Here is a 20,649-nt window from a genome sequence, read left to right on the forward strand (position 1 = left end):
AATTTAGAATTCAGAACTTTTGTAGGCTTTATGATTGATTTTTAAACTAGAAAAGTAAAACCTGTGCAGGAGCTGTCTGCACAGGTAAAAAATGCCAAATTGCATCCAAGAAATTTGTGTAAGCGTCAAAACTTCTACAACCAAGGGTGACGAGGAGGATTCACACCATTAAGGAAGTAGTTACCTACAGCATAATACTTCCAACGAGAAGGGTCATGTAGGGTATGGGTGCGAGCGTTGCGCCAATGGCGATCCAAGTTAAACTGATTGAGTGTAGAACGAGTTCCTGCTAATTCAAATAGTTTGTTACTCGTCCAAAGAGCAGCTTCTTCAGCAACGGCTTTGGCTTCTGCTACAGCAATTTGCGAAGCGACGACATTTTCTTCACTGGGTTGTGCGATCGCCCGATCAATAAATTCACCTGAACGCCGCAGTAGTGCTTCTGCTGTATGTACTTTGATTTGTGACTCACCCACTTTGTAGATCAACAAGGGGTCTTCATATCCATGTTCTACATTGCTATCAATCCAAGGGCGAGTATGGTTACGCACAAACTCAATTGTGTCTTTCAATGCTGCTTTCGCAATACCCACATCTACTGCTGCTTGGATGATTTGAGCAATAGGCCCTTGAGTTGTGGGGCGTTCAAATGCTTTGTAGTGAGGCACAACATAATCACGCGGTACTTTCACATTTTCTAGAATTGTTGTACCGCTAGCAGTGGTGCGTTGACCAAAGCTTGACCAGTCATCAATGATTGTCAGACCTGGTGCATTCCGTTCTACAATTGCAATTACAGTATTATCGTGTTCATCTTTGCTCACAACTGGAACCCAATCTGCAAAAAGCGCCCCTGTAGAGTAAAACTTCTTGCCATTCAACACATAGTTGCCATCATCAGTTGGTGTCAACTGAGTTTTAACATCGTTGACATCACGAGTTCCGACTTCTGAGAAAGCGTTGCCAAAGCGCTTACCTTGCAACACTTGGTCAAAGAAGAACCGTTTAACTTCCTCAGAGCCATCTAAGCGGATACTTTCAACTATATAAAGATGATTTTGAGGAATTTGACCAATACTGGGATCAGCCGCTGAGATGATTTTGATAACTTTTGCTAGAGTGACATTCGATACAAATGCACCACCATATTCTTTGGGTACGGTGATGCCCCAAAGCCCGCTAGCAGAGAACTTTTTGATTTCATCCGCAGGTAAACGGCGTTCGCGATCGCGCTGTGCAGCCCCGACGACGAATTCAGCTGCTAACTGTTTGGCTATGGCGATCGCTTCTTCATCACTTTGAATAATATGCGCTTTTTCTTGAGCAGTAAAAGTCATAGTGTCTTTTCCTTATTTTGATTAGTGATTGGTGATTGGGTATTGGGTGATTGGGTATTAGAATTTGGAGGAGAAAAAGGAGAGACTTCTTCAATAATTCTTCCTAGTCCCCAGTCCCTAGTCCCTAGTCCCTAGTCCTCAGCCCCCAGTTCAAACAGCCACCAAATTCTCTGTTGACTTACGTTTTGCTTCCAATTGCCGGACTAAGGGAATCACTTCTTGACCAAAGGCAGGCAAATCATCGCTGTAGTGCAGAAAGCCAAGCAAAAATAGGTCTACACCGACTTCGTAGTATTGACGAATACGGTCTACTACCTGTTCTTTAGTGCCAATTAAGCCCGTCTTAAATCCGTCGTTGTATTGCACCAAGTCTTCAAATTTGGAATTTGCCCACATACCCTGCTTCTCACTAGTAGAAGCGCCGGCATTTTTCACTGCTTCGCCAAAACCATGTACTGCTTCTGCATCAGCTTTAGCAATGATTTCCTCTAGCACCGCATGGGCTTCGGCTTCTGTATCTCGTACTAATGCAAAGGCGTTAAGTCCAAACTTGATGGTACGTCCTTCAGCTTTTGCTAATGCAGACACTTCTTGAATCTGTTCTCGTACTCCTTCGATTGAGTTGCCATTCATAAAGTACCAGTCAGATACGCGCGATGCCATGCGCCGTGCTGCTTTAGAATTGCCGCCTTGGAATACTTCTGGATGAGGTTGAGTCAAGGGCTTGGGCTTCACCCAACCGCCATTAATCCGGTAGAAATCGCCCCGAAAATGGAAAGGTTCATCAGCAGTCCACAAGCCTTTGAGTACGCGAATAAATTCTTCAGAGCGACGATAGCGCTCATCATGGTCAAGCCACGGTTCTCCATAGATTGTAAATTCATCTTTAAACCAACCACTAACAACGTTAAGCGCAAACCGCCCTTGAGAAATGGCATCAATAGAAGCGCCCATTTTCGCAACTACACCTGGATGCCACAAACCTGGATGTACAGCTGCAATCAGCTTCAGTTTTTTGGTTACAGGAGCCAGCGCTGCCACTGTTGTCAGGGCTTCTAATTGATACTCTGCACCATAGCTGGCAATGAACCGAGCCTGTGCTAAGGCATAGTCAAAGCCTACTTCTTCAGCCGTTTGCGCCAGCCACGCATTGTAGTCATAAGTCCAATCAGTGCGTTGAGGGATTTTACTCACTACTAAACCACCACTGACATTCGGAACCCAATATGCAAAACTAATATCAACCATGTGATACCTTCATAAATGCTAGATAGGGTATGCAACAAGCTACTTCAAACTATTAGGTCTTATAACTGACAGTTGCTTGACAGTGTTTTAAGTGAACAATCAAGTGTTTAACAATTTTGGATTACTTAGGTACTGTCACAAGTAAACACCTGCAAATCTATAGAGTTACAGTAGTTTATTCTTCTAGAAAGAGCAAGTGTTGTAATAAAATTTTTATTTTTTCTGAATAAATTAACCAAATATTGCTAAAAAAGAAATATTAGAAGGTTTCTCGTTAAATTGTCCAATTTTTAATTCAATATGCCTTAAATTGGCAATAAATCACAAAATTTGGATTTTTTGGCAAATCTTCTTAAAAACAAATATTGACAACAAGCAATTAACTTAATAAGTATTAATAAGTACTAGTTAAGTTTTCAGTACTGATTCAACCTGTTAGCTGGAGCCGTATAGTTGCATTCGGGCTAGATGACTGGCAGAGGGTTTAAACCGATAGCATAAGGCAAATGTTTTCTATACCTTTTGTCTTCCGGCTTTCTTTGCTAACTTTGAATGGAGGTCGATTGATTGGAAAACTTCAAAAAATATGAAAATTTCTAAAATTATAATTGGCTTAGTAGGAGCGATCGCCATCCTCACCGCGGCTGGTTACTACTATGTGTTCGTTCTTGGTGCGCCGCAATTAGACCCACCTCAAGAAGAAGCAGATACTGGGCTTAAATTTCAGTTAGCAACCTTCAACTCGCAAGCTATGGGTGCAGTTCGCAACTATGGCGTGATTTTGCCTCCTGGTTATAATAAAAATCTTCAAAAGCGCTATCCAGTAATATTTTTATTACATGGGGGACATGATGATGCTCGTGCTTATGCTGACAAATATGCAGTTTTAGACGTACTGCATGAACTTTATCAAAGTAAAAAATTACCACCATCAATTGTAATTACACCTGACGGTAATGATAATCGTGGTTCAAGTCCTTTATACGACCCTGATTATTTTGATGGGCCTAATGGTAAAGTAGGAACTTTGATTGGTTCAGAATTAGTACAAGTTGTGAAGTCGCGCTACCGCACATTACAAGAACCCCAATTTTGGGCGCTGGGAGGTCTATCTTCTGGAGGATGGGGGGCTTTTAATATCGGGTTACGCTATCTCAACAACTTCAATATTTTATTTAGCCATAGCGGTTACTTTACTGATAATAGCGGTTCACAAAATAGCCCACAACAAATTGTGCAACAACTACCAGTTAAAGATAGGAAGCGATTGCGTGTGTATCTCGATGCGGGTATTAACGATACAAATTTGCTGGCTTCTACCAAAGCTTTCAACGAAACCTTAAACAAGTTAAAAATTGCTCACGTATTTTATGCTTTTCCAGGAGGGCATGGTTTGTCTGGTGCAGATGTAGGCTGGAATTACTTCCATAAACATCTCAAAGATTCACTTTTTTATGTAGGAGAACAGTTTAATGAAATTTCCAAGTTATCAGCTACGAGTTCTAACTATAAATCGAATAACAAATGACACATGACAAATAATTTAAAAACTCGGATTGGACTTTGGAGTGCAGCTTTCCTTACAGGTTTAGTCGGAGTAGTAAATTTGTTGTCAGCAGTGACACCTAATCTGTATGGAAGAAATCACGTTTTAAAAGAATTATTGCCATTTGAAATTCGTGCAAGTGGTCATATTTTTGCAGCATTAACAGGCTTCGTCTTGTTAACACTAGCAACTAACTTATTACGACGAAAAAGAGTTGCTTGGCTATTAACTATTAGTTTACTAGTTGTTTCAATTGTTAGCCATTTGTTAAAAGGACTAGATTACGAAGAAAGTGTGTTATCTGGTATTTTGTTGATGCAATTAATTCAGATGCGCCATCTTTTTACGGCACAATCAGACCGCCCTTCGATTGCGCGGGGAGTCCGGGTGCTGATTGGCGCTTTACTATTTACTCTGGCATATGGAACAATTGGATTTTATTTATTAGACGGTAAATTTTCTGATAATTTTGATTGGCATGAAGCCATACTCCAGACTTTGGCGATGTTCTTCACTGAAGATAATTGGGGACTGCAACCTAAGAGCCGATTTGGAGAATTTTTTGCTAATTCTATCTATGTTATTGCAGCAAGCACTATGACATTTGCAGTGGTGATGTTGTTGCAACCTGTGTTTTTGCGTAGCCCAGTCACTGCAACTGAGCGACAAAAAGCTAAAGAAATTGTCGAGCATTATGGTTGTTCTTCTTTAGCTGCATTCACACTCTTAAATGATAAAAGTTATTATTTTAGCCCATCAGGTAGTAGTGTAATCGCCTATGTCCCAAAGGGACGGGGTGCGATCGCTTTAGGAGATCCCATAGGCCCGATTGAAGACCGCAAAGAGGTAATTGTTGCCTTCCAGCAATTTTGTCAGCGCAATGACTGGTATCCTGGCTTTTACCAAACTTTGCCTGATGATCTTGAGCTTTACAAATCGCTAGGGTTTAGAGTACTCAAGATTGGAGAAGAAGCGATCGTTGACTTAAAAAGTTTTACCTTACAAGGTAAAGCTGGTAAAAACTTCAGACCATCAATCAATCGTTTGACTAAACTAGGATACCAAATAAGCTTTTACCAACCGCCAATCGCTGATGACTTGTTGCGCCAAATCAAACCTGTGAGCGATGAATGGCTGAAAATGGTACAAGGTTCAGAAAAACGCTTTTCTTTGGGTTGGTTTGACGAAGCATATCTGCGAGAGTCAGAAATTGCTGTGGTGCATACTCCCGAAGGAGAGATTAGCGCTTTTGCTAATATTCTCCAAGAATACCAGCTCAACGAAGTCACTATCGACATGATGCGACATCGCCCTTCTATCGAGAATGGCACGATGGACTTTCTATTTATTTCCTTGCTTCAACATTTTAAGGAGCAAGGCTATGACAGTTTTAATTTTGGGCTTTCTGCCCTCGCTGGAGTTGGAGACAACTCGGAATCGCGCCGTTTAGAAAAAGTATTGGGTTATCTTTACGAGCATTTGAATCGCTTCTATAATTTCCAAGGCTTGCACGCCTACAAAGAAAAGTTCCGTCCCAGTTGGGAACCACGCTATCTTGTGTATCCCAACTTAACTGCCTTACCGGAAGTGGTTGTAGCCCTGATTCGCGCAGATTCAGGCGATCGCCTCCTCGACTATTTCAAACCCGGAGCCTGATTTGCTGAGTTTAGCTTGACTGTGTTTAAATTGTGATCGCGCCAAGGGCAGCAATAAACTAGCCGCAACTTAATTTATATGATACAATTGTACTATACAAAGGATATAATTAAATAGAAGATATTCTGTGGTTCGTAGTTTGCCCTTTAGCGCTAAAGCACAAGCTACAAACTTTAATTTATTTATGTCTATCTACTTATAAAGATAAACGCAACTATCAAGTAGTTCAACATTAAAAAACATAAAAGCTAAGGTGTGTTGGGTAAAGCTGCTACGCACTTATCATGAATTTTTCTAGGTTCGTGTCAAATAACGCAACTTAAACAGATTCTATTTAGTTTACACAATATTTATGTTACATATGCCAATCATAACATTTATTTGGCATCAATATTAACGTTTATTTATTGTGTGTTTACTTTTCCAGCTTACATAAGATAAATCAATTAAAAAAGTAAACATTAGTAACACTAGCTGTCAATGATTAGTAACATTTATGAGGAAGGTAGTAATATGGCAGATAACAAAATTTCTCTGCTTGAACTCATCGATATTTTTGCAGAATATCGTAAAAACATTATTATAAACATCAAACAACTGCAAGAAAATTATCAAAGGAAAGGTATCAAAAGAATAAAAGGAGTTAGAAATGAAAATCATGAAGTAACTCAACCTTGGTTGCGAACAGAATATCTAGATAATGCTGAGTATGTCGGTATGGGTGAGTTTGAATTCAATCACAATACCGCAACTATCAATATGCTTGTGAAACGTAAAGTTAAGCTTGCCAAAGTTGAAGATAAAATTCCTATTATTGAGGTAGCAGGATTACTAGCAAATGACTTAAATACCTTTAATAATTACACGATTGTAAGTGACGGGAAAATCAATGTTAAGTCATTAAAGGTCAAAATTAGTAGTAAAAAAGCTTTTGATTTACTCAAAGAAAAAGGCGTACTGGATGCAGAAGTATTCGACTTCCATACTGAATATAGTATCCAGCTAGATAAATTGCCACTTGTACCCTTTGGTAAACATTATAGCAATATTGATGGCTTGTTCTATCAATTAGCAGAAATCAAAGTACTCTCTAGTATTATTTCTGCTTACCTAAAAGAGGAATCAGATGTATTTGTACCAGAGCAGTTACAGGAGTTAAACAAGCACTATTTGTCAAAAAAAGTTTATCTCAACTTCCCTACAACTAACGAATACAACAACATCACAGAAGCTCTGGCTGATGGTACACTTGAATCACGAGTCAGCTATAAAATTGATATTGGTAGTAAAGATATTCTCAACCTTAGCAAGTTATATTCTGCCAACAAATTCTTAGATAGGATGTATCGTGTTTACGATAAAGAAACTGGGGAAATTTTCACCAAGCCTAACTGGAAAATGGCATTCAATGAAAATATTGCTTTTAGACACAGACTACTATCATCCCGTACTAATATAACTAAAGTCGATGAATTGATGAAACCAATTCTTGATGATTTTATTGGACTTGATGATACTGGAACTGTCAAAGCTATTCTTACTAAAGTTGGTGCTAATAATTTAGCGCAGTTATTACTAGATAAACAATCTGGTAAGCATATTAGTAAAGACGAAATAGTTGCAGCATTGACAGCAGCAAATACGAAGCTAGAGCAATATGCAGAAAAAATCTACCAAGATAAAATTTATCCCTTAGTATTTTATATTGGTTGCACTGGAATGTTGCCTGATGAAATGGCATCACCAGCAATGTCTGCTGAAGAACTGGCTGCTAAATATCCCAACCTCCGGTTTTCTAAAAATGAGCAGCAAGGTACATTTTTTGAAGTTGGCGATAGTATTATCAGCATTTATGGAAAAACTGAGTACTATAGCAAAGGTTTGGTTGCAAACGTAGAAAGTTAGGTTTTAAAAACCTGATTTTTTACTTATAAACTATTTATCTAAAATTAGAAACATGGTATTTTAAAAATACCGTGTTTCTAATTTAAATTCTTCTCAATGAAATAGGATTCTTAGATTAGATTACATTCCAGTTGCTAACTGGATGACTAAATCAGCAAAGCTACTAAGTCCTATCCCAAAATCTGGAATTATAAATAGAAGCATCAGCGCAAATAATCCAAATTGGGTATATTGCAATGGCTTTAACTGTGGAAAAATCTCGCTGAAGACATGAAAGCCATCAAGTGGCGGAATTGGTAAGAGATTAAACATGAACAAAGACAAATTTATCTGAGCTGCTAGGTAAAGAAATTCAAGACTCACTAGTCCTGTAAGATTAGGGTTAAAGAAAAGTTTGAGCAGCAGAATAAATAGGATACCTAAAGCCAAATTTGCCAATGGCCCGGCTGCGGATACTAAAATATTGCCTAGTTTCGCAGAGCGAAATTTAGAAGGATTTACGGGCATTTGTCCCCAAGCTATACCAGTGAGGCAAAGAAAAATTAGCGATTCTTTACCCATGTGAACTACAGGATTCAGAGTTAGATGACCAGTTTTTTGTGGAGTGTTATCTCCCTGACTCATTGCAGCCCAACCATGAGCAAGTTCATGTAAAGTGATGGATAATATGACAATTACAATAATTCTGAAAAAATGTATTGGTTCTGTGATTAGTGTTTGAATAAACATACTTTTTTGCTTATGGTATTGGTTAAGCCGAAATCCGTACTTAAAAAAATCAGATATTTAAGCGTCGCGCACTAATAAACGACCCAAGTTGAGAACTACAAGTTTTTAAACCTGCATTCCGCATTTAAGTTAAAATCAGGTAACTTGCTTATAATCCTTGTCCAGAAATGGATATCGGCTTTAGACGTACATTGATAACCAGCTAAAAATTTTGTCAATTAGTAATGATTATTGACAATAAAGCCTATGCGATCGCACAATAATGGGGCTAGATGAAATAGCAGCTTAGTCCCCAATAGAAAACAACGTAAATAAAGCTATCATTCCAAATCTTTGTTTGTATCATAATTTGCTATATCCTAGCCATGACCCATGTATGCAATAACAAGCTCTTAATACAAATGTTATTACAGTAATTAAGTAAATCACTAGGGTATTTTTTGGTATATTTTTTAAATCAAATTTGGCTAAATTACAGTATCTAAAATTCTTTATTTATCATCAAAAGGGCATTTTAGGGTTTAAGTCTTTTATTACTCTAATTATTAACACGTAATAAATTTTATGATTGATGTATAATTTTTTTAAAAATTATACAAACAAGAAATATACATAGTAAATTTTACTACTTAAGCTAACAATATATTTACTAATAATCTTTAAGAAAATTACACAAAAATAGACTTAAATGGGACAATCTGAATCTTCTCAACCTAGAGGAAGATATGGACGATCGCACAAAGGCTCTCCAGGCTCTCGCGGCTGAACGCTGGCGGGTATCCCTGCTCCTAAGTGGAGTCATGATGTTAATTTACTTTGGCTTTATTTTGTTAATTGCATTCAATAAGCCCTTGTTGGGGTCACTAGTAGTTCCAGGACTTAGCCTTGGCATTTTGCTGGGGATGCTAGTGATTGTTTCGGCATGGGTGTTAATTTTTATCTACGTGCGCTGGGCAAATAGTAGTTATGATGCCCAAATTGCACGCTTATCACGCAAGTGAGTTAAGTTCGACAGTTTTTAACCCTTGACTACTGGCTTTAATAGAATTCCACGAGTCAGCGTGTAATTGAAATGTTTAATAGCTTGGCAATTTCTTATCCAAAATTCAAAATATCAAACCCAAAATAAGCATGAATAGTTTTTGGTGCGCTTTGCCACTGGCGGTAGCGGATATTACTAATTTAGGTCGCTTCAACCCTTTGGCGATCGCTTTCTTCTTTGTATTTGTTGCGTCTTCTCTGGGCATTACTTACTGGGCAGCACAGCTTACCAAAAGTACTGCACACTTCTACACAGCGGGCGGTAAAATTAGCGGTTTCCAAAATGGGCTGGCTCTAGCAGGAGACTTCATGAGTGCCGCTAGCTTTTTAGGGATTGCTGGGCTGGTGGCACTAAATGGTTTTGACGGCTTAATTTATTCTATCGGTTTCCTGGTGGGCTGGCCGATTGTCATGTTCTTAATTGCCGAACCACTGCGTAACTTAGGCAAGTACACCTTTGCCGATGTGGTAGCTTATCGTTTGCAACAAAAACCTGTGCGAATCGCGTCTGCTATTGGGACATTGGCAGTAGTTAGCTTTTACCTAATTGCTCAGATGGTAGGGGCTGGAGAACTAATCAAGCTGCTGTTTGGTTTTGATTATGAATTAGCCGTGGTCATCGTCGGTTGTGTGATGATGGCTTACGTGATTTTTGGTGGGATGATAGCTACCACTTGGGTACAAATTATCAAAGCAGTTTTGTTGTTAGGCGGGACTATCATACTAGCTATTTTGGTGCTGGCAAAATTTGGCTTTAACCCACTAGCTTTATTCGCCGCCGCCGCTGATCAGTATAAGGGTGTATTAGCTCCCGGCAAACAGGTTTCTGATCCTTTCGATGCTATTTCCTTGGGGATGTCGTTGATGTTCGGTACGGCTGGGCTACCTCACATCCTAATGCGTTTTTATACTGTGCCTGATGCTAAGACCGCGCGGGTCTCTGTTACTTACGCTACAGCTTTTATTGGTGTTTTTTACCTGCTTACCTTCATCCTTGGCTTTGGAGCAATGGTAATAGTTGGTCAAGATGCCATTAAGCAAATTGGTACTGGTGGTAATATGGCTGCACCGATGTTGGCAGAAGTTCTCGGTGGTGATGCCTTTTTAGGCTTTATTGCTGCTGTTTCCTTTGCTACGATTTTGGCAGTAGTCGCAGGGTTGACACTCTCAGGTGCAGCGGCATTGTCCCATGATTTATGGGTGAATGTAGTGCGATCAGGTCATGCTGATGAGTCAGAACAACTGAAGGTGGCTCGCGGTGCGACAATGATTTTGGGGTTAGTTGCGATACTTTTGGGTATCTTCTTTAAAGGGCAGAACGTTGCTTATATGGTAGGTTTAGCATTTGCGATCGCCGCCAGTGGAAACTTCCCAGCATTGCTGCTATCAATGCTTTGGCGACGCTTCACTACCATCGGTGCGGTAGCGAGTATGTTAGCGGGTACTCTCTCCTCCTTAATATTGATTTATTTGTCGCCCACTATTCAGATTACGATTCTGAAGCACGCGACTGCACCTTTCCCACTAAAAAATCCTGGCTTAGTCAGTATCCCACTTGCGTTTATTGTGGCGATTGTCGTCTCGCTATTGACTACTGAACAGCAAGCACAGGATAAGTTTGCAGAAGTTGAGGATCGCATTCACATCGGTTTTTAAAAGGGACTAGGGACTGGGGATAAGGGACTGGGGACTGGGGACTAGTTCTTCTAATATCTAATTTTCATACTCAATACCCAATGCCCCATGCCCAATCCCCTAATTTGACTATTTTAGCTCTTGGATATTATTCATCACTTGTTGGTATAAGTCTTTGTTATCTTGTCTTTGAAAGATAGCTGCTGCTTGTTGTAAGTCCTTGAGCGCACCTGCTTTGTCTCCATTGACAGCACGCGCATTACCACGGTTATTGTAGGCAGGGGCAAAGTTGGGATTAAGGCGAATCGCTTCATTGTAATCTGCGATCGCTCCCTGTGGATCTCCATTAGCAGCGCGGGCATTGCCGCGGTTATTGTAAGCAATGGCATAGTTGGGAGTGAGGCGAATCGCTTGACTATAATCATCTATCGCCCCTTTTCTATCTCCTTGAGCAGCGCGAGCATTTCCGCGGTTATTGTAAGCTTCGGCATAGTTGGAAGCAAGACGAATTGCTTCGTTATAATCCTCAATTGCTGTTTTGTTGTCTCCTAGAGAGGCGCGGGCATTTCCGCGGTTATTGTAAGCTTCGGCGTCGTTGGCATTGATGCGAAGTGCTTGGTTATAATCTGCGATCGCTCCTTGCTTATCTCCTGTATCAAAACGAGCCAGTCCCCGACTCCTGTAGGCAGCCCCATATTCGAGATTCAGGCTAATCGCTTTAGTGTAAGATGCGATCGCTGCTTGCGAATTGCCTTTAACGTGCTGAGCCTGCCCCTGAAGATAGAATTTCTCAGCTTTCGATGTTTTAGCTGAACGACGACTAGGAGGACTAACTCCTACTTCTGTTACCAGCACATCGCTGTTTCTACTGCAAGAAACGCTGAAAATCGCAGTCAATACCGTAAAAACAATTATGGTAAATGCTTTGCTCATTCTTGTTCGCTTTTGCCCAAATAAGCGCCATCTCATAACTTGCGATTAACCACCGTTACACCTGGATGAAAGTAGTATCTAAATCAAATTAGTTCTGCAACTCAAGAATGATTCTAACTTTTGATAGAGGTGTAAACTCACTTAATAACACCTGCTAATATTCACACTAGTTATTTCACGGCTCTTTTAAGGATAAATTGTCAGCTTTTAAGTATCAAATTTTTCATCTGCATCTTTCCTGTCTTCATCATTCTACTTGCAGTAAGTAGATTTTTAGGCAGTGTGACACTGTTGATTATGTTTTTTTTGATACTCTTAAAAAAAATATTTTAAAAATATTAAGATTTATTTTTAGCAATAATTCGATAGTTTATAACAGCTTTGGCAATCTCTGCCATTTACTCATCCTCAAAATCATTTTCCTGAGTTTTAGCAGTCAGTCGCCAAGCGGTTGTTTTATCGAGATCTACAGACAGTTGTTCTAGATTTTGTCCTAAATCTTTTTGGAGTTTTTGAGTCAGTGTAATGGGGAAATCTAAATTAATGCCTTTAGTTTGTGCTAGTTTGGCTAATTCTGTAAACGTCACTTTCACTGTGGTGCGCTCGTAACTACTCAGTTTACAATAAGATGTTTCAGATATATTTTGAGCCTGCATGGCTTTTTTCAATCGCTCTTGCAAATGCTCAAATTCAGAATTCAACAGTTTCCACTGTTCTTCAAGTTGAGTGTATCTGTTACTGAGTAAAGTTAAGTCTTCTGTTACAGGATCAGGATTGCTTTGAGCTTGCAAATTTAATAAATTCAAGTGTACCTGAGCGAGATAAATGCAATCTAGGTAAGCATATTCTATTTGTTCTTCACTCAAGGGACGCTTGCCCCAATCGCTGGTTTGCTCTTGTTTGCTGATATTGTTAAAGCTGCAAAGTTCTGTAGCCAGAGTCTTGAGTTGATAGTTAGGTAATGGTAAGAGGTAATAAGGGATTTTTTTGGCTATTTCTAAAGTGCAAGTAATATTTTTAGCCTTTTTGCTGCCGAGAAACTTTATATCATAACTGGCATTATGAAATACTTTTTCAATATCAGGATTAAGCATGATTTGCTCAATAAAGTCAGCTATGGTATCAGGCTGTTCTAGGACATCTAAAAGATAAACGCGATCGCCACTCATATCTTGAGGATCATCTAATACCTGAATCAGCGAAAGTCTGGGATTACGGCTTTTATAATCAACAACTTCTGTATCTATCCACAGAATTTTAGCATCGGTATATTCAGCGATCGCACCACGGATTTCGCTAGCGGAAGTAAGATAAGGCATTAGCTAATATTTTCTGAGATTTGAGTAGGCATAATTTAAGCCACAATCTCCCAACTTAACATTTTATTAGTATTGTTTGAGATAGGAGAAAATTAATTTTGGATATTAGCTATTATGGTCTAGCTGTATATTGACATACATTGACTTTTTGAAGTCACGAGAATATCATGGAATTCCTAATTGACAAAATCAATTCAGAAATCGGAACAATTCTGATTGTCTCTGACGGGAAGAATCTTTGTGCGCTTGACTTTGCGGATTACGAGCAAAGAATGCTCAAACTTCTACAGCGTCGTTACCGCAGCTTCCATTTTCAGGATACGAAAAACCCACAGGGCTTGAGTAGCAAAATTCAGGCTTATCTAAATGGCGATCGCCACAGCTTAGATGATATGCCTGTAAATACTGGGGGTACTATTTTTCAGCAGCAGGTTTGGCTAGCGCTACGGACTATCCCGTGGGGAAAAACAATTTCCTACGCTCAGCTAGCAGCGAAAATTGCGAAGCCGACTGCTTATCGTGCTGTCGGCTTCGCAAATTCTTTGAATCCAGTCGCAATAGTGCTTCCCTGCCATCGGGTTATCAGTGCAAGTGCAGCACTTACTGGATATGCAGGTGGTCTAGAACGGAAACGTTGGCTACTCAAACATGAAGGTTTGGCTATTTAGCCATGATTTGCACGTTGCGGAGGAGTCGATACTACCTTTTTGGCTAAACCTAAAGTCTTCAATACTTTGATGCTCCACCAAGTCATATCTATTTCCCACCATAACAATCCAGATTTGGCCATGTGGGGATAAGTATGATGGTTGTTGTGCCATCCTTCGCCATAAGTCATGAGGGATACCCACCAAAGATTACGAGCGCCGTCATTAGCATCAAAGGTGCGATAACCCCACATATGTGATGCAGAGTTCACGAACCATGTGGAGTGCCAGAGTAAGACTGACCTGACAAAAATGCCGTAAATTACAAAAGACCAGCCTCCTAAAGCATACAGTAGTAACCCGAAGGGAATTTGCAAGAGTAGGAAGTAGCGATCTAGCCAGCGATAGAAAGGTTGTCTTGCTAAGTCGGGCGCATATTTTTGATAAACTTCATAGTCAAAAAACTCTGGACGAGGGTATAAAACCCACAGGATATGGCTCCACCAAAAGCCTCGCTGAGCAGAGTAAGGGTCTAAGTCGATATCTTCAGTGTGGGCGTGATGCTGGCGGTGTCCACCAACCCAAAAAATGGGCCCTCCTTGGAGAGCAACAGCTCCAATGGTGGCGATCGCATATTCTAACCACTTGGGTACTTGAAAACTCCTATGGCTCAGCAGTCGATGATATCCCAGGCAAATGCCAATGCTCCCGAACAACCAGTGGAGAAACAGCAGTAAACCTAGTGCCGACCAGGAAAAAAACCAAGGTGCCAAGAGAGCTATAACATGAAATGTCGCAAAAAATGCCACATTTATCCACCTGAGCCGAAGTGAATTTCCTCTCTCAGGGGCGATCACCGGAAGATTTGCCGTCATAAAAATTCCTGTTTTTGAATGATGAAGCAATTTGCTTTTTTAAGTACAACCCCATAAGGGATTTACCCACCCTCTACACCAGTACGTTAGACTAAGCCTGCACCGCGAGTCTAGTCCTGTTCGGCAAGTAGTTCCCAAAGGTAGGTGGGTTTCCCTATCCAAGGAACTGGCATTAAACCCTGGGGGCATAGCTGCACTTACCGAAGAGCGTCTCCAAAGAAGATAGCCAAAGGGTAAATTAGAGCAAGTATCACTTACATTTGTAATGCTAACAACTCGCCTAAATTTATGCAAGTGGCACTTGCATTTTTATTTATGTCGTCTCAACCCCTTTCAACTCGTCAGCGCTTGATTCAAGCGGCACTAGAGTTATTTAGCGCTCACGGAGTCAGTACTACAACAACCCGCCAAATTGCTGAAAAAGCAGAAGTTAATGAAGTGACTCTATTTCGGCATTTTGGCAACAAGCATGGGTTGCTTTTGGCTGTACTGGAAGAATCCGCAGCTTTCAAAGATTTAGGTGAGTCGCTGGTACGGCGGGCAACTCCTCCTGGTAATGTCTACCAAGCTTTAAAAGATTATGCAAGTGACAGCTTGCACGCATTAGAACGTGTGCCAGAGTTTGTCCGGTCTGTGGTGGGTGAAGCCGACCAATTCCCGGCAGAGAATCGCCGCGCCCTGGGAAGGGGGGTAACAGAGGCAAATCGCTATGTTGCCCAATACTTGGCTACCGTAATCCGGCAAGGAGACTTAAATACCTATCTCCCAGCAGAAAAATTAGCAAGTTTGTTAAATGGGATGATTTTGGGATATGCCGTCATTGAATTCACCAGTGAATTTCATGAACTTTGGGAGGATCGGGATGATTTTCTGGAGAATTTGGTGGAATTATTTTTACACGGAGCAATGTCACCTCCAACAGAATTCACAACAGGTTCTTTACTAGGAGGTGTCATTACTACAGAAGTGGCTGACTTGCCTGCTGGTATAGTTCATGCAATTTTGCAACAAGCTAAAAAATTAGGAGTACTAGATTATGCCTTGGCTTACGTGTTATTTGGTGCTGGGTTATCTGTGTCAGAAATAGTCAGCTTGCAGCGATCGCAACAAATCTACGATGAGCAAGGTCATTTCCTCCAAATCACAACCCCAGGAAGCGTCCGTCAAGTACCAGTGAATCAATGGATTTTGGGCAAACGCTATGGTTCCTATACCAATAACCCCTTAATTAAATGGCTAAAAAGCCGCAAGGATACTCATTCTGCTATGTTTCTTAACGAAATAGGCGCACCAATTTCTGAGTTAGAGATTCAGGTACGCTGGCTAGGATGGACTGAGGGACTGTTAACGCCTCAAGGAGAACCACCAGCGATCGCTCAGGCAAATCAAACTTGGTGTGTAGAAATGTTAATGCGAGGGATTAGCTTAGAAAATCTGAGCATTCTTACTGCTTGCGATCGCTCTCAGTTACAGCCTTATGCCAAGAGAGCTAGAGAAAAGGCGGCATTAGAGCAAGCAATTCGTTTAGATCAAAAGCCAGGATAAGCCTTCTAACTTTTTACTCAGCAGCAAAGCATTATAGGTATCAATAATTACTGGAAGATAGTAGCTTGAGTGAACTTTTCTCTGAACTATTCTCTGAGCCAAAACTGAGGTTTGAACTCATATTTGCCTTAATGGTAAATCCATAATTGTGGTTCAACAGAGAGATATTAATTTAAGACAAGGAGAGAAAGCCATGCTACTTCAGAATTCTCCAAAAACTATTGCGTTCATTTATTTTGCATTGACTCTTGGAACGCAGAACCCAGCAATAGCCTTGGTTAATCAACCCATATCTTCGAGTAGATTAGTATCTGTTAATACTAATACCCAGAAGACAGAACAGCCTATTTTAGTTGCTCAAAACGCTACTTATTGGGGGCCGAAGCGGGATTTTAAAATTTTCATGCCAGGAATAGTCACAAAAAATACAGACGAGCAATTGATATCTCTGAGTGATAATACTTCAACAGCCTACACTATTATACACCGAGACTTTCCTGAAGCTTCCAGAATACCTATTCCGCAGATTCGACAAGTTTTGCAAAGTGCAATGCGCGAAACTATTGGTATTACTGGCAAGGTTATTAGAAATACCAATCTTGTAATTGATGGACACCCTGGTTTGGAGTTGCTGATGGAACACTCCAATGGAACCTTAGGGCAATATCGTGCATTTGTGGTTAATCAGCGTCTTTATTTTATGGGAGCTGTGACAGAAAATGAATTAACTACAGAATCTGTTAACTTCTTTGATTCTTTTCGTATTTATCCTGAGCGGATTCGTTTCTCCAAAATAAGCTAGGAATTTATTCATAATTAAAAAATAGAGATGACACATATAATTATTGCTCAATTATGAATATGCTAAATGAGCTTATATTGAGCCTTGCAAAGCTTACTCCTAATCATTAAATTAAACTATAAAACATAATTTTGATTAATATCATGAGTTACAAGTTGAATTACATTCAGGCACTAAGCGTAAACTCCTGGCAGGATACTATAGAGGAGACTTTCTTAGAAAATCTCAAAAAAGTTGACTTTCAAGCAATATTTTTAAGGTTAACAAAATCTCATAAAGGTAAATATTTGAGTGTAGAAGAAGCATTGTTTTCATTGCAGAAATATGGACTATTTCTATTTTTAATACAAAAATATCAATTTAAAAGGATGGTTCCTAATCAAGAAATTGATGCAGTTTTACACGCACATCTATCTAATGGTCATCAGTTTGAAAGAGAGTGCCAACATCTCTTTAGTGCTTCTCTCAAACACCTTCCAGAATTCGGAGTTAGAGGGGAAGATGAACGCTTGGAATGGCAATCAGCTTTTGCTAAAACTCAGGAATTATTCGAGCTAAATTATGGGGAAGGTACTATGGGATGTTCCGCAGCCGCCTGTTGTGAAATTCTTTTAAGTTTCTAGATACAGCAGAATTCAAAATTAAGGAGTCAGAATTCAGCATTCAGAATGAAAACAGGCTTTCTACCTGACCTCTCTAAGAGGATGTTTTAAAAGTATTATTGCTAACACAAAATCTCCTAAACCTAACCCCCCTAGCCCCCCTTCCCTACAAGGGAATGGGGGTTTCAAAAAGCCTCTCTCCGTTTCGGGGAGAGGTTTGGAGAGGGGTTTCTAGTATACTTTAAGGCTTTCCAAACATTCTTTAAGAAATTGCGTATCTTACATTTCTGACTCTAGCAGTTGCAGCAAACTTTGTGTTTCCTCTACTTCCGGTAGCATCCCCAGTTTCTCAAAATTATCTAATGCTTTAGTTGCCCAACGACGAGCATCAACTAAATGACCTTGTGCGTTTGCAAGCGAAGATAATGAGCGTTGACAAAATGCAATGCGGCTTTTGTCAACATTCGCTTCAGCTACCCGCAGTCCCTCTGTTAAGAGTCGTTCGGCTTCATCTAATCTTTCTTGTTTGATGGCAATATCAGCTAACCAATTTTGTGTACAGAAGATGGCACGTATCCAATCAATTACTTGTGCAAGTTCAAGAGTTGCTTGAAAAATTCTTTTAGCTTCCTCGTATTTTCCATTCTTAAATAAAATTTCACCTTGATAATATTGAATTTGTACTAATTGCCGCGATCGCATCTGTGGATCTAATTCTGTTTGATCTAGTAATTCTATTGCTTGAGTCAGCCAAGTCTGCGCCTCATCAAACCTTTGCTGTTGAATGCGTAAAACTGCTATATTTCTTGCCAAGGCCAACATAAATAAAGCTTCTTGATGATGACGCAACTCCCAAGCCTTGGTAAATAGTTCGTCTGCTTCTTCTAACTGCTTGGGTTTTCCCATTGAGGTGAGCGTCCAAGCACGATTTACCATCACTTTGGCAGTAACTGACCAGTCGCCACGTTGTTCTGCTGCTTGAATAAGCCATGCTGTCCAAGCCAGGCGATCGTCCCAGTATCGCAGGCGACTTTCTCGCCTACCCATAATCTGGGTGTATGCCTTAAGATTTTGCCAAAAGTTCAACATCTCGGCGTATCGACTCTCAACCATACACCACTCAATCGCAGCTTGTAAATTTTGCCATTCCTCCTCCAAACCATCGAACTGTCCTTGCCATCCTTTAGCATCTTGTCCAGCATAGCTTTGAGAAAAGCTCATGTACCAAGCAATCCACCGCTCTCTTGCTTCCCGTTCAAAGTCAGGGTGAGATTTGAGTTCAGCCAGAGCATACTCGCGAGTCAGTGGTAGCATAGTATACCGATTATTATCTTGTCTAACTAAAGAAAGTCCTCGCAATCGAGCTAAGTCTGCATTTGTTGTACTTTGGTTAACTTCTGGGATTGCAACTTGTACAAGAGCATCTCGCAAAGCTGGCATTGGAAATAGCGCTAGTGCAATAAGTAACTTGTGTGCTGATTGTCCTGTAAGTGGTTTAACAGAACTTTCAAAGCAAAAACGGGCAACATCTCCTGTAGACTGAGACACTCCTCCCAATACTTCCTTGATAGGGTAGCCGTTAGCTAGTTGACCAATTGCATAGCTGATAGCTACGGGAATACCTCCCGTAACTTTGTAAAGGGCTTGACTATCTTGATTGCTAAGAGAAACTCCTTTTTCTTGAGCTTCGTGTTTAATTAAACAAAGTCCATCTGACTCTGGCATTGATGTTAAACGTACGGGTACAAACAAAATTTGTTCACGGGTGGTAATGACTGCTTTGACAGTTGGTGGCAACTCATACAAAAATGCCAAAATATCCTGCTGATTTTCCACTGTCTCCAGATTGTCCACAATCAGCAATGTGCGCTGACAGGAGAGAGCATCTTTAATTAAATCTAATTGTTCTTCAAAACTCACCCCTGTAATATCTAACTCATCCAATAGGCGTGCAATCTGACGGAAAATATCTTGTAAAGTTCTTCTGGGAGCTAAACTTGGCAATAAACCAAAGGGCATGAGATAAGACAATTTAGCTGAAGTAAAAATAATAGTATCGAAGGTAGGCACACCTAAAAAAGCTTCATTGTTATAACTGGCGTGCAGACAGCGATATGCTGCTTCTAGAACAAGAGTTGTTTTGCCTACGCCACCAATACCATCGACACTAACCAAATGTGCAGAATGCCTGGGTGAAATTAACTCCAGAAGCCGAGCAATTTCCTCTTCCCGACCAATAAATGTATTGCAACTAGGAGCAGGTAAGTTGTGACGTAGCCGTTTGGGGAAAATAGGCGGTGTAACTAAAGGCAGCTCAACGGCTGTAATAGTTTCAGCATAATTATTACTGTTATAGTTTGGCTCTTTTAATAATTTTTCTAACACTAACTTTACTTTATTAAGACGTATTTTTTCCCCTGTAGCTTCTGATAATAACTCCCACAATTTTGGGCAAAATACTCGCTGCACAGTGCCGTCAGAGTATCCAGTAACCCGAATATCTTTCAGCTTCTTCTGGGCAAAAACTTGCTCCAGGATAAACTTTTGGACATCTGTCAAAGGTATCCCTGACTTGGAAATAACTAGAGAATTTGCCACTCTTATGAGTTCTGATATCTTTTCATTGCCCATCTGTCTGCTGGAAATAATTCTTTGTAGTGAGCTTAACTTAATTTTAAGGAAAAATTATATCTTAAACAAATTAAGTAGGCAAATTGAAGATGTTGAATATTTTGAATTTAATAGTTGAAGATATGACTGAAATTCAAGCTATAAATTGAATGCTTTTCCTGATAATTTATGATTGAAGTCTCAAAATCCAAGCATGGA

At 40.1% G+C, this 20,649-nt stretch carries 16 protein-coding genes; 9 read left to right on the forward strand and 7 right to left on the reverse strand.

Annotation, left to right across the window (positions count from 1 at the left end; translation table 11 throughout):
* Positions 1–134: 134 nt before the first annotated feature.
* A complete protein-coding gene (locus WKK05_RS26445; protein ID WP_341526010.1) occupies positions 135–1,337 on the reverse strand; it encodes an SfnB family sulfur acquisition oxidoreductase in 1,203 nt (400 codons plus the stop codon).
* Positions 1,338–1,487: 150 nt separating this feature from the next.
* Positions 1,488–2,585, reverse strand: a complete 1,098-nt coding sequence (gene sfnG, locus WKK05_RS26450; RefSeq protein ID WP_341526011.1) for a dimethylsulfone monooxygenase SfnG — start codon at positions 2,583–2,585, stop codon at positions 1,488–1,490.
* Between the two features lie 586 nt (positions 2,586–3,171).
* Here sfnG and WKK05_RS26455 point away from each other — a divergent pair.
* From WKK05_RS26455 to WKK05_RS26465, 3 genes are all read left to right on the forward strand, one after another.
* Positions 3,172–4,113, forward strand: a complete 942-nt coding sequence (locus WKK05_RS26455; protein WP_341526012.1) for an alpha/beta hydrolase-fold protein — start codon at positions 3,172–3,174, stop codon at positions 4,111–4,113.
* 3 nt (positions 4,114–4,116) lie between these two features.
* Positions 4,117–5,787, forward strand: a complete 1,671-nt coding sequence (locus WKK05_RS26460; RefSeq protein WP_341526013.1) for a phosphatidylglycerol lysyltransferase domain-containing protein — start codon at positions 4,117–4,119, stop codon at positions 5,785–5,787.
* 513 nt (positions 5,788–6,300) lie between these two features.
* Positions 6,301–7,692, forward strand: a complete 1,392-nt coding sequence (locus WKK05_RS26465) for a hypothetical protein (protein ID WP_341526014.1) — start codon at positions 6,301–6,303, stop codon at positions 7,690–7,692.
* Positions 7,693–7,812: 120 nt separating this feature from the next.
* On the opposite strand, the gene WKK05_RS26470 is transcribed toward WKK05_RS26465, so the two are convergent.
* Positions 7,813–8,421: a site-2 protease family protein gene (locus WKK05_RS26470; protein WP_341526015.1), complete on the reverse strand. Its 609-nt coding sequence runs from the start codon at positions 8,419–8,421 to the stop codon at positions 7,813–7,815.
* 725 nt (positions 8,422–9,146) lie between these two features.
* Between WKK05_RS26470 and WKK05_RS26475 the strand changes: the two genes are divergently transcribed.
* The gene (locus tag WKK05_RS26475) at positions 9,147–9,422 is read left to right on the forward strand and encodes a DUF485 domain-containing protein (protein ID WP_341526016.1); all 276 of its coding nucleotides are present in this window, start codon (positions 9,147–9,149) and stop codon (positions 9,420–9,422) included.
* A 130-nt stretch (positions 9,423–9,552) separates the two neighbouring features.
* The gene (locus WKK05_RS26480) at positions 9,553–11,118 is read left to right on the forward strand and encodes a sodium/solute symporter (RefSeq protein WP_341526017.1); all 1,566 of its coding nucleotides are present in this window, start codon (positions 9,553–9,555) and stop codon (positions 11,116–11,118) included.
* A gap of 108 nt (positions 11,119–11,226) precedes the next feature.
* On the opposite strand, the gene WKK05_RS26485 is transcribed toward WKK05_RS26480, so the two are convergent.
* Complete coding sequence (locus WKK05_RS26485) at positions 11,227–12,066, reverse strand: tetratricopeptide repeat protein (RefSeq protein WP_341526018.1); 840 nt, start codon at positions 12,064–12,066, stop codon at positions 11,227–11,229.
* 362 nt (positions 12,067–12,428) lie between these two features.
* Positions 12,429–13,349, reverse strand: a complete 921-nt coding sequence (locus tag WKK05_RS26490; protein WP_341526019.1) for a ribonuclease D — start codon at positions 13,347–13,349, stop codon at positions 12,429–12,431.
* Between the two features lie 167 nt (positions 13,350–13,516).
* Between WKK05_RS26490 and WKK05_RS26495 the strand changes: the two genes are divergently transcribed.
* Complete coding sequence (locus WKK05_RS26495) at positions 13,517–14,017, forward strand: methylated-DNA--[protein]-cysteine S-methyltransferase (RefSeq protein WP_341526020.1); 501 nt, start codon at positions 13,517–13,519, stop codon at positions 14,015–14,017.
* On the opposite strand, the gene WKK05_RS26500 is transcribed toward WKK05_RS26495, so the two are convergent.
* Positions 14,014–14,871, reverse strand: a complete 858-nt coding sequence (locus WKK05_RS26500; RefSeq protein ID WP_341526021.1) for a fatty acid desaturase — start codon at positions 14,869–14,871, stop codon at positions 14,014–14,016. The genes WKK05_RS26495 and WKK05_RS26500 overlap by 4 nt on opposite strands.
* 288 nt (positions 14,872–15,159) lie before the next feature.
* Here WKK05_RS26500 and WKK05_RS26505 point away from each other — a divergent pair, with 288 nt between their 5' ends.
* From WKK05_RS26505 to WKK05_RS26515, 3 genes are all read left to right on the forward strand, one after another.
* Positions 15,160–16,416, forward strand: coding sequence for a TetR family transcriptional regulator (locus WKK05_RS26505; RefSeq protein WP_341526022.1), 1,257 nt, complete (start codon positions 15,160–15,162; stop codon positions 16,414–16,416).
* Positions 16,417–16,609: 193 nt separating this feature from the next.
* Positions 16,610–17,218 carry a hypothetical protein gene (locus WKK05_RS26510; RefSeq protein WP_341526023.1) on the forward strand — a complete coding sequence of 203 codons (609 nt, stop codon included), beginning with the start codon at positions 16,610–16,612 and terminating at the stop codon, positions 17,216–17,218.
* Positions 17,219–17,361: 143 nt separating this feature from the next.
* Positions 17,362–17,841 carry a hypothetical protein gene (locus WKK05_RS26515; RefSeq protein ID WP_341526024.1) on the forward strand — a complete coding sequence of 160 codons (480 nt, stop codon included), beginning with the start codon at positions 17,362–17,364 and terminating at the stop codon, positions 17,839–17,841.
* Positions 17,842–18,099: 258 nt separating this feature from the next.
* On the opposite strand, the gene WKK05_RS26520 is transcribed toward WKK05_RS26515, so the two are convergent.
* A complete protein-coding gene (locus WKK05_RS26520) occupies positions 18,100–20,451 on the reverse strand; it encodes a tetratricopeptide repeat protein (protein WP_341526025.1) in 2,352 nt (783 codons plus the stop codon).
* Positions 20,452–20,649 lie beyond the last annotated feature (198 nt).

The sequence above is a fragment of the Nostoc sp. UHCC 0302 genome (assembly GCF_038096175.1).
Taxonomy (GTDB): Bacteria; Cyanobacteriota; Cyanobacteriia; order Cyanobacteriales; family Nostocaceae; genus UHCC-0302.

Excerpts from the sequence above, each read along its gene's own strand:
- WKK05_RS26445 (WP_341526010.1), bottom strand. The coding sequence starts at position 1,337 with ATGACTTTTACTGCTCAAGAAAAAGCGCATATTATTCAAAGTGATGAA.
- sfnG (WP_341526011.1), bottom strand. The coding sequence starts at position 2,585 with ATGGTTGATATTAGTTTTGCATATTGGGTTCCGAATGTCAGTGGTGGT.
- WKK05_RS26455 (WP_341526012.1), top strand. The coding sequence starts at position 3,172 with ATGAAAATTTCTAAAATTATAATTGGCTTAGTAGGAGCGATCGCCATC.
- WKK05_RS26460 (WP_341526013.1), top strand. The coding sequence starts at position 4,117 with ATGACAAATAATTTAAAAACTCGGATTGGACTTTGGAGTGCAGCTTTC.
- WKK05_RS26465 (WP_341526014.1), top strand. The coding sequence starts at position 6,301 with ATGGCAGATAACAAAATTTCTCTGCTTGAACTCATCGATATTTTTGCA.
- WKK05_RS26470 (WP_341526015.1), bottom strand. The coding sequence starts at position 8,421 with ATGTTTATTCAAACACTAATCACAGAACCAATACATTTTTTCAGAATT.
- WKK05_RS26475 (WP_341526016.1), top strand. The coding sequence starts at position 9,147 with ATGGACGATCGCACAAAGGCTCTCCAGGCTCTCGCGGCTGAACGCTGG.
- WKK05_RS26480 (WP_341526017.1), top strand. The coding sequence starts at position 9,553 with ATGAATAGTTTTTGGTGCGCTTTGCCACTGGCGGTAGCGGATATTACT.
- WKK05_RS26485 (WP_341526018.1), bottom strand. The coding sequence starts at position 12,066 with ATGAGATGGCGCTTATTTGGGCAAAAGCGAACAAGAATGAGCAAAGCA.
- WKK05_RS26490 (WP_341526019.1), bottom strand. The coding sequence starts at position 13,349 with ATGCCTTATCTTACTTCCGCTAGCGAAATCCGTGGTGCGATCGCTGAA.
- WKK05_RS26495 (WP_341526020.1), top strand. The coding sequence starts at position 13,517 with ATGGAATTCCTAATTGACAAAATCAATTCAGAAATCGGAACAATTCTG.
- WKK05_RS26500 (WP_341526021.1), bottom strand. The coding sequence starts at position 14,871 with ATGACGGCAAATCTTCCGGTGATCGCCCCTGAGAGAGGAAATTCACTT.
- WKK05_RS26505 (WP_341526022.1), top strand. The coding sequence starts at position 15,160 with ATGCAAGTGGCACTTGCATTTTTATTTATGTCGTCTCAACCCCTTTCA.
- WKK05_RS26510 (WP_341526023.1), top strand. The coding sequence starts at position 16,610 with ATGCTACTTCAGAATTCTCCAAAAACTATTGCGTTCATTTATTTTGCA.
- WKK05_RS26515 (WP_341526024.1), top strand. The coding sequence starts at position 17,362 with ATGAGTTACAAGTTGAATTACATTCAGGCACTAAGCGTAAACTCCTGG.
- WKK05_RS26520 (WP_341526025.1), bottom strand. The coding sequence starts at position 20,451 with ATGGGCAATGAAAAGATATCAGAACTCATAAGAGTGGCAAATTCTCTA.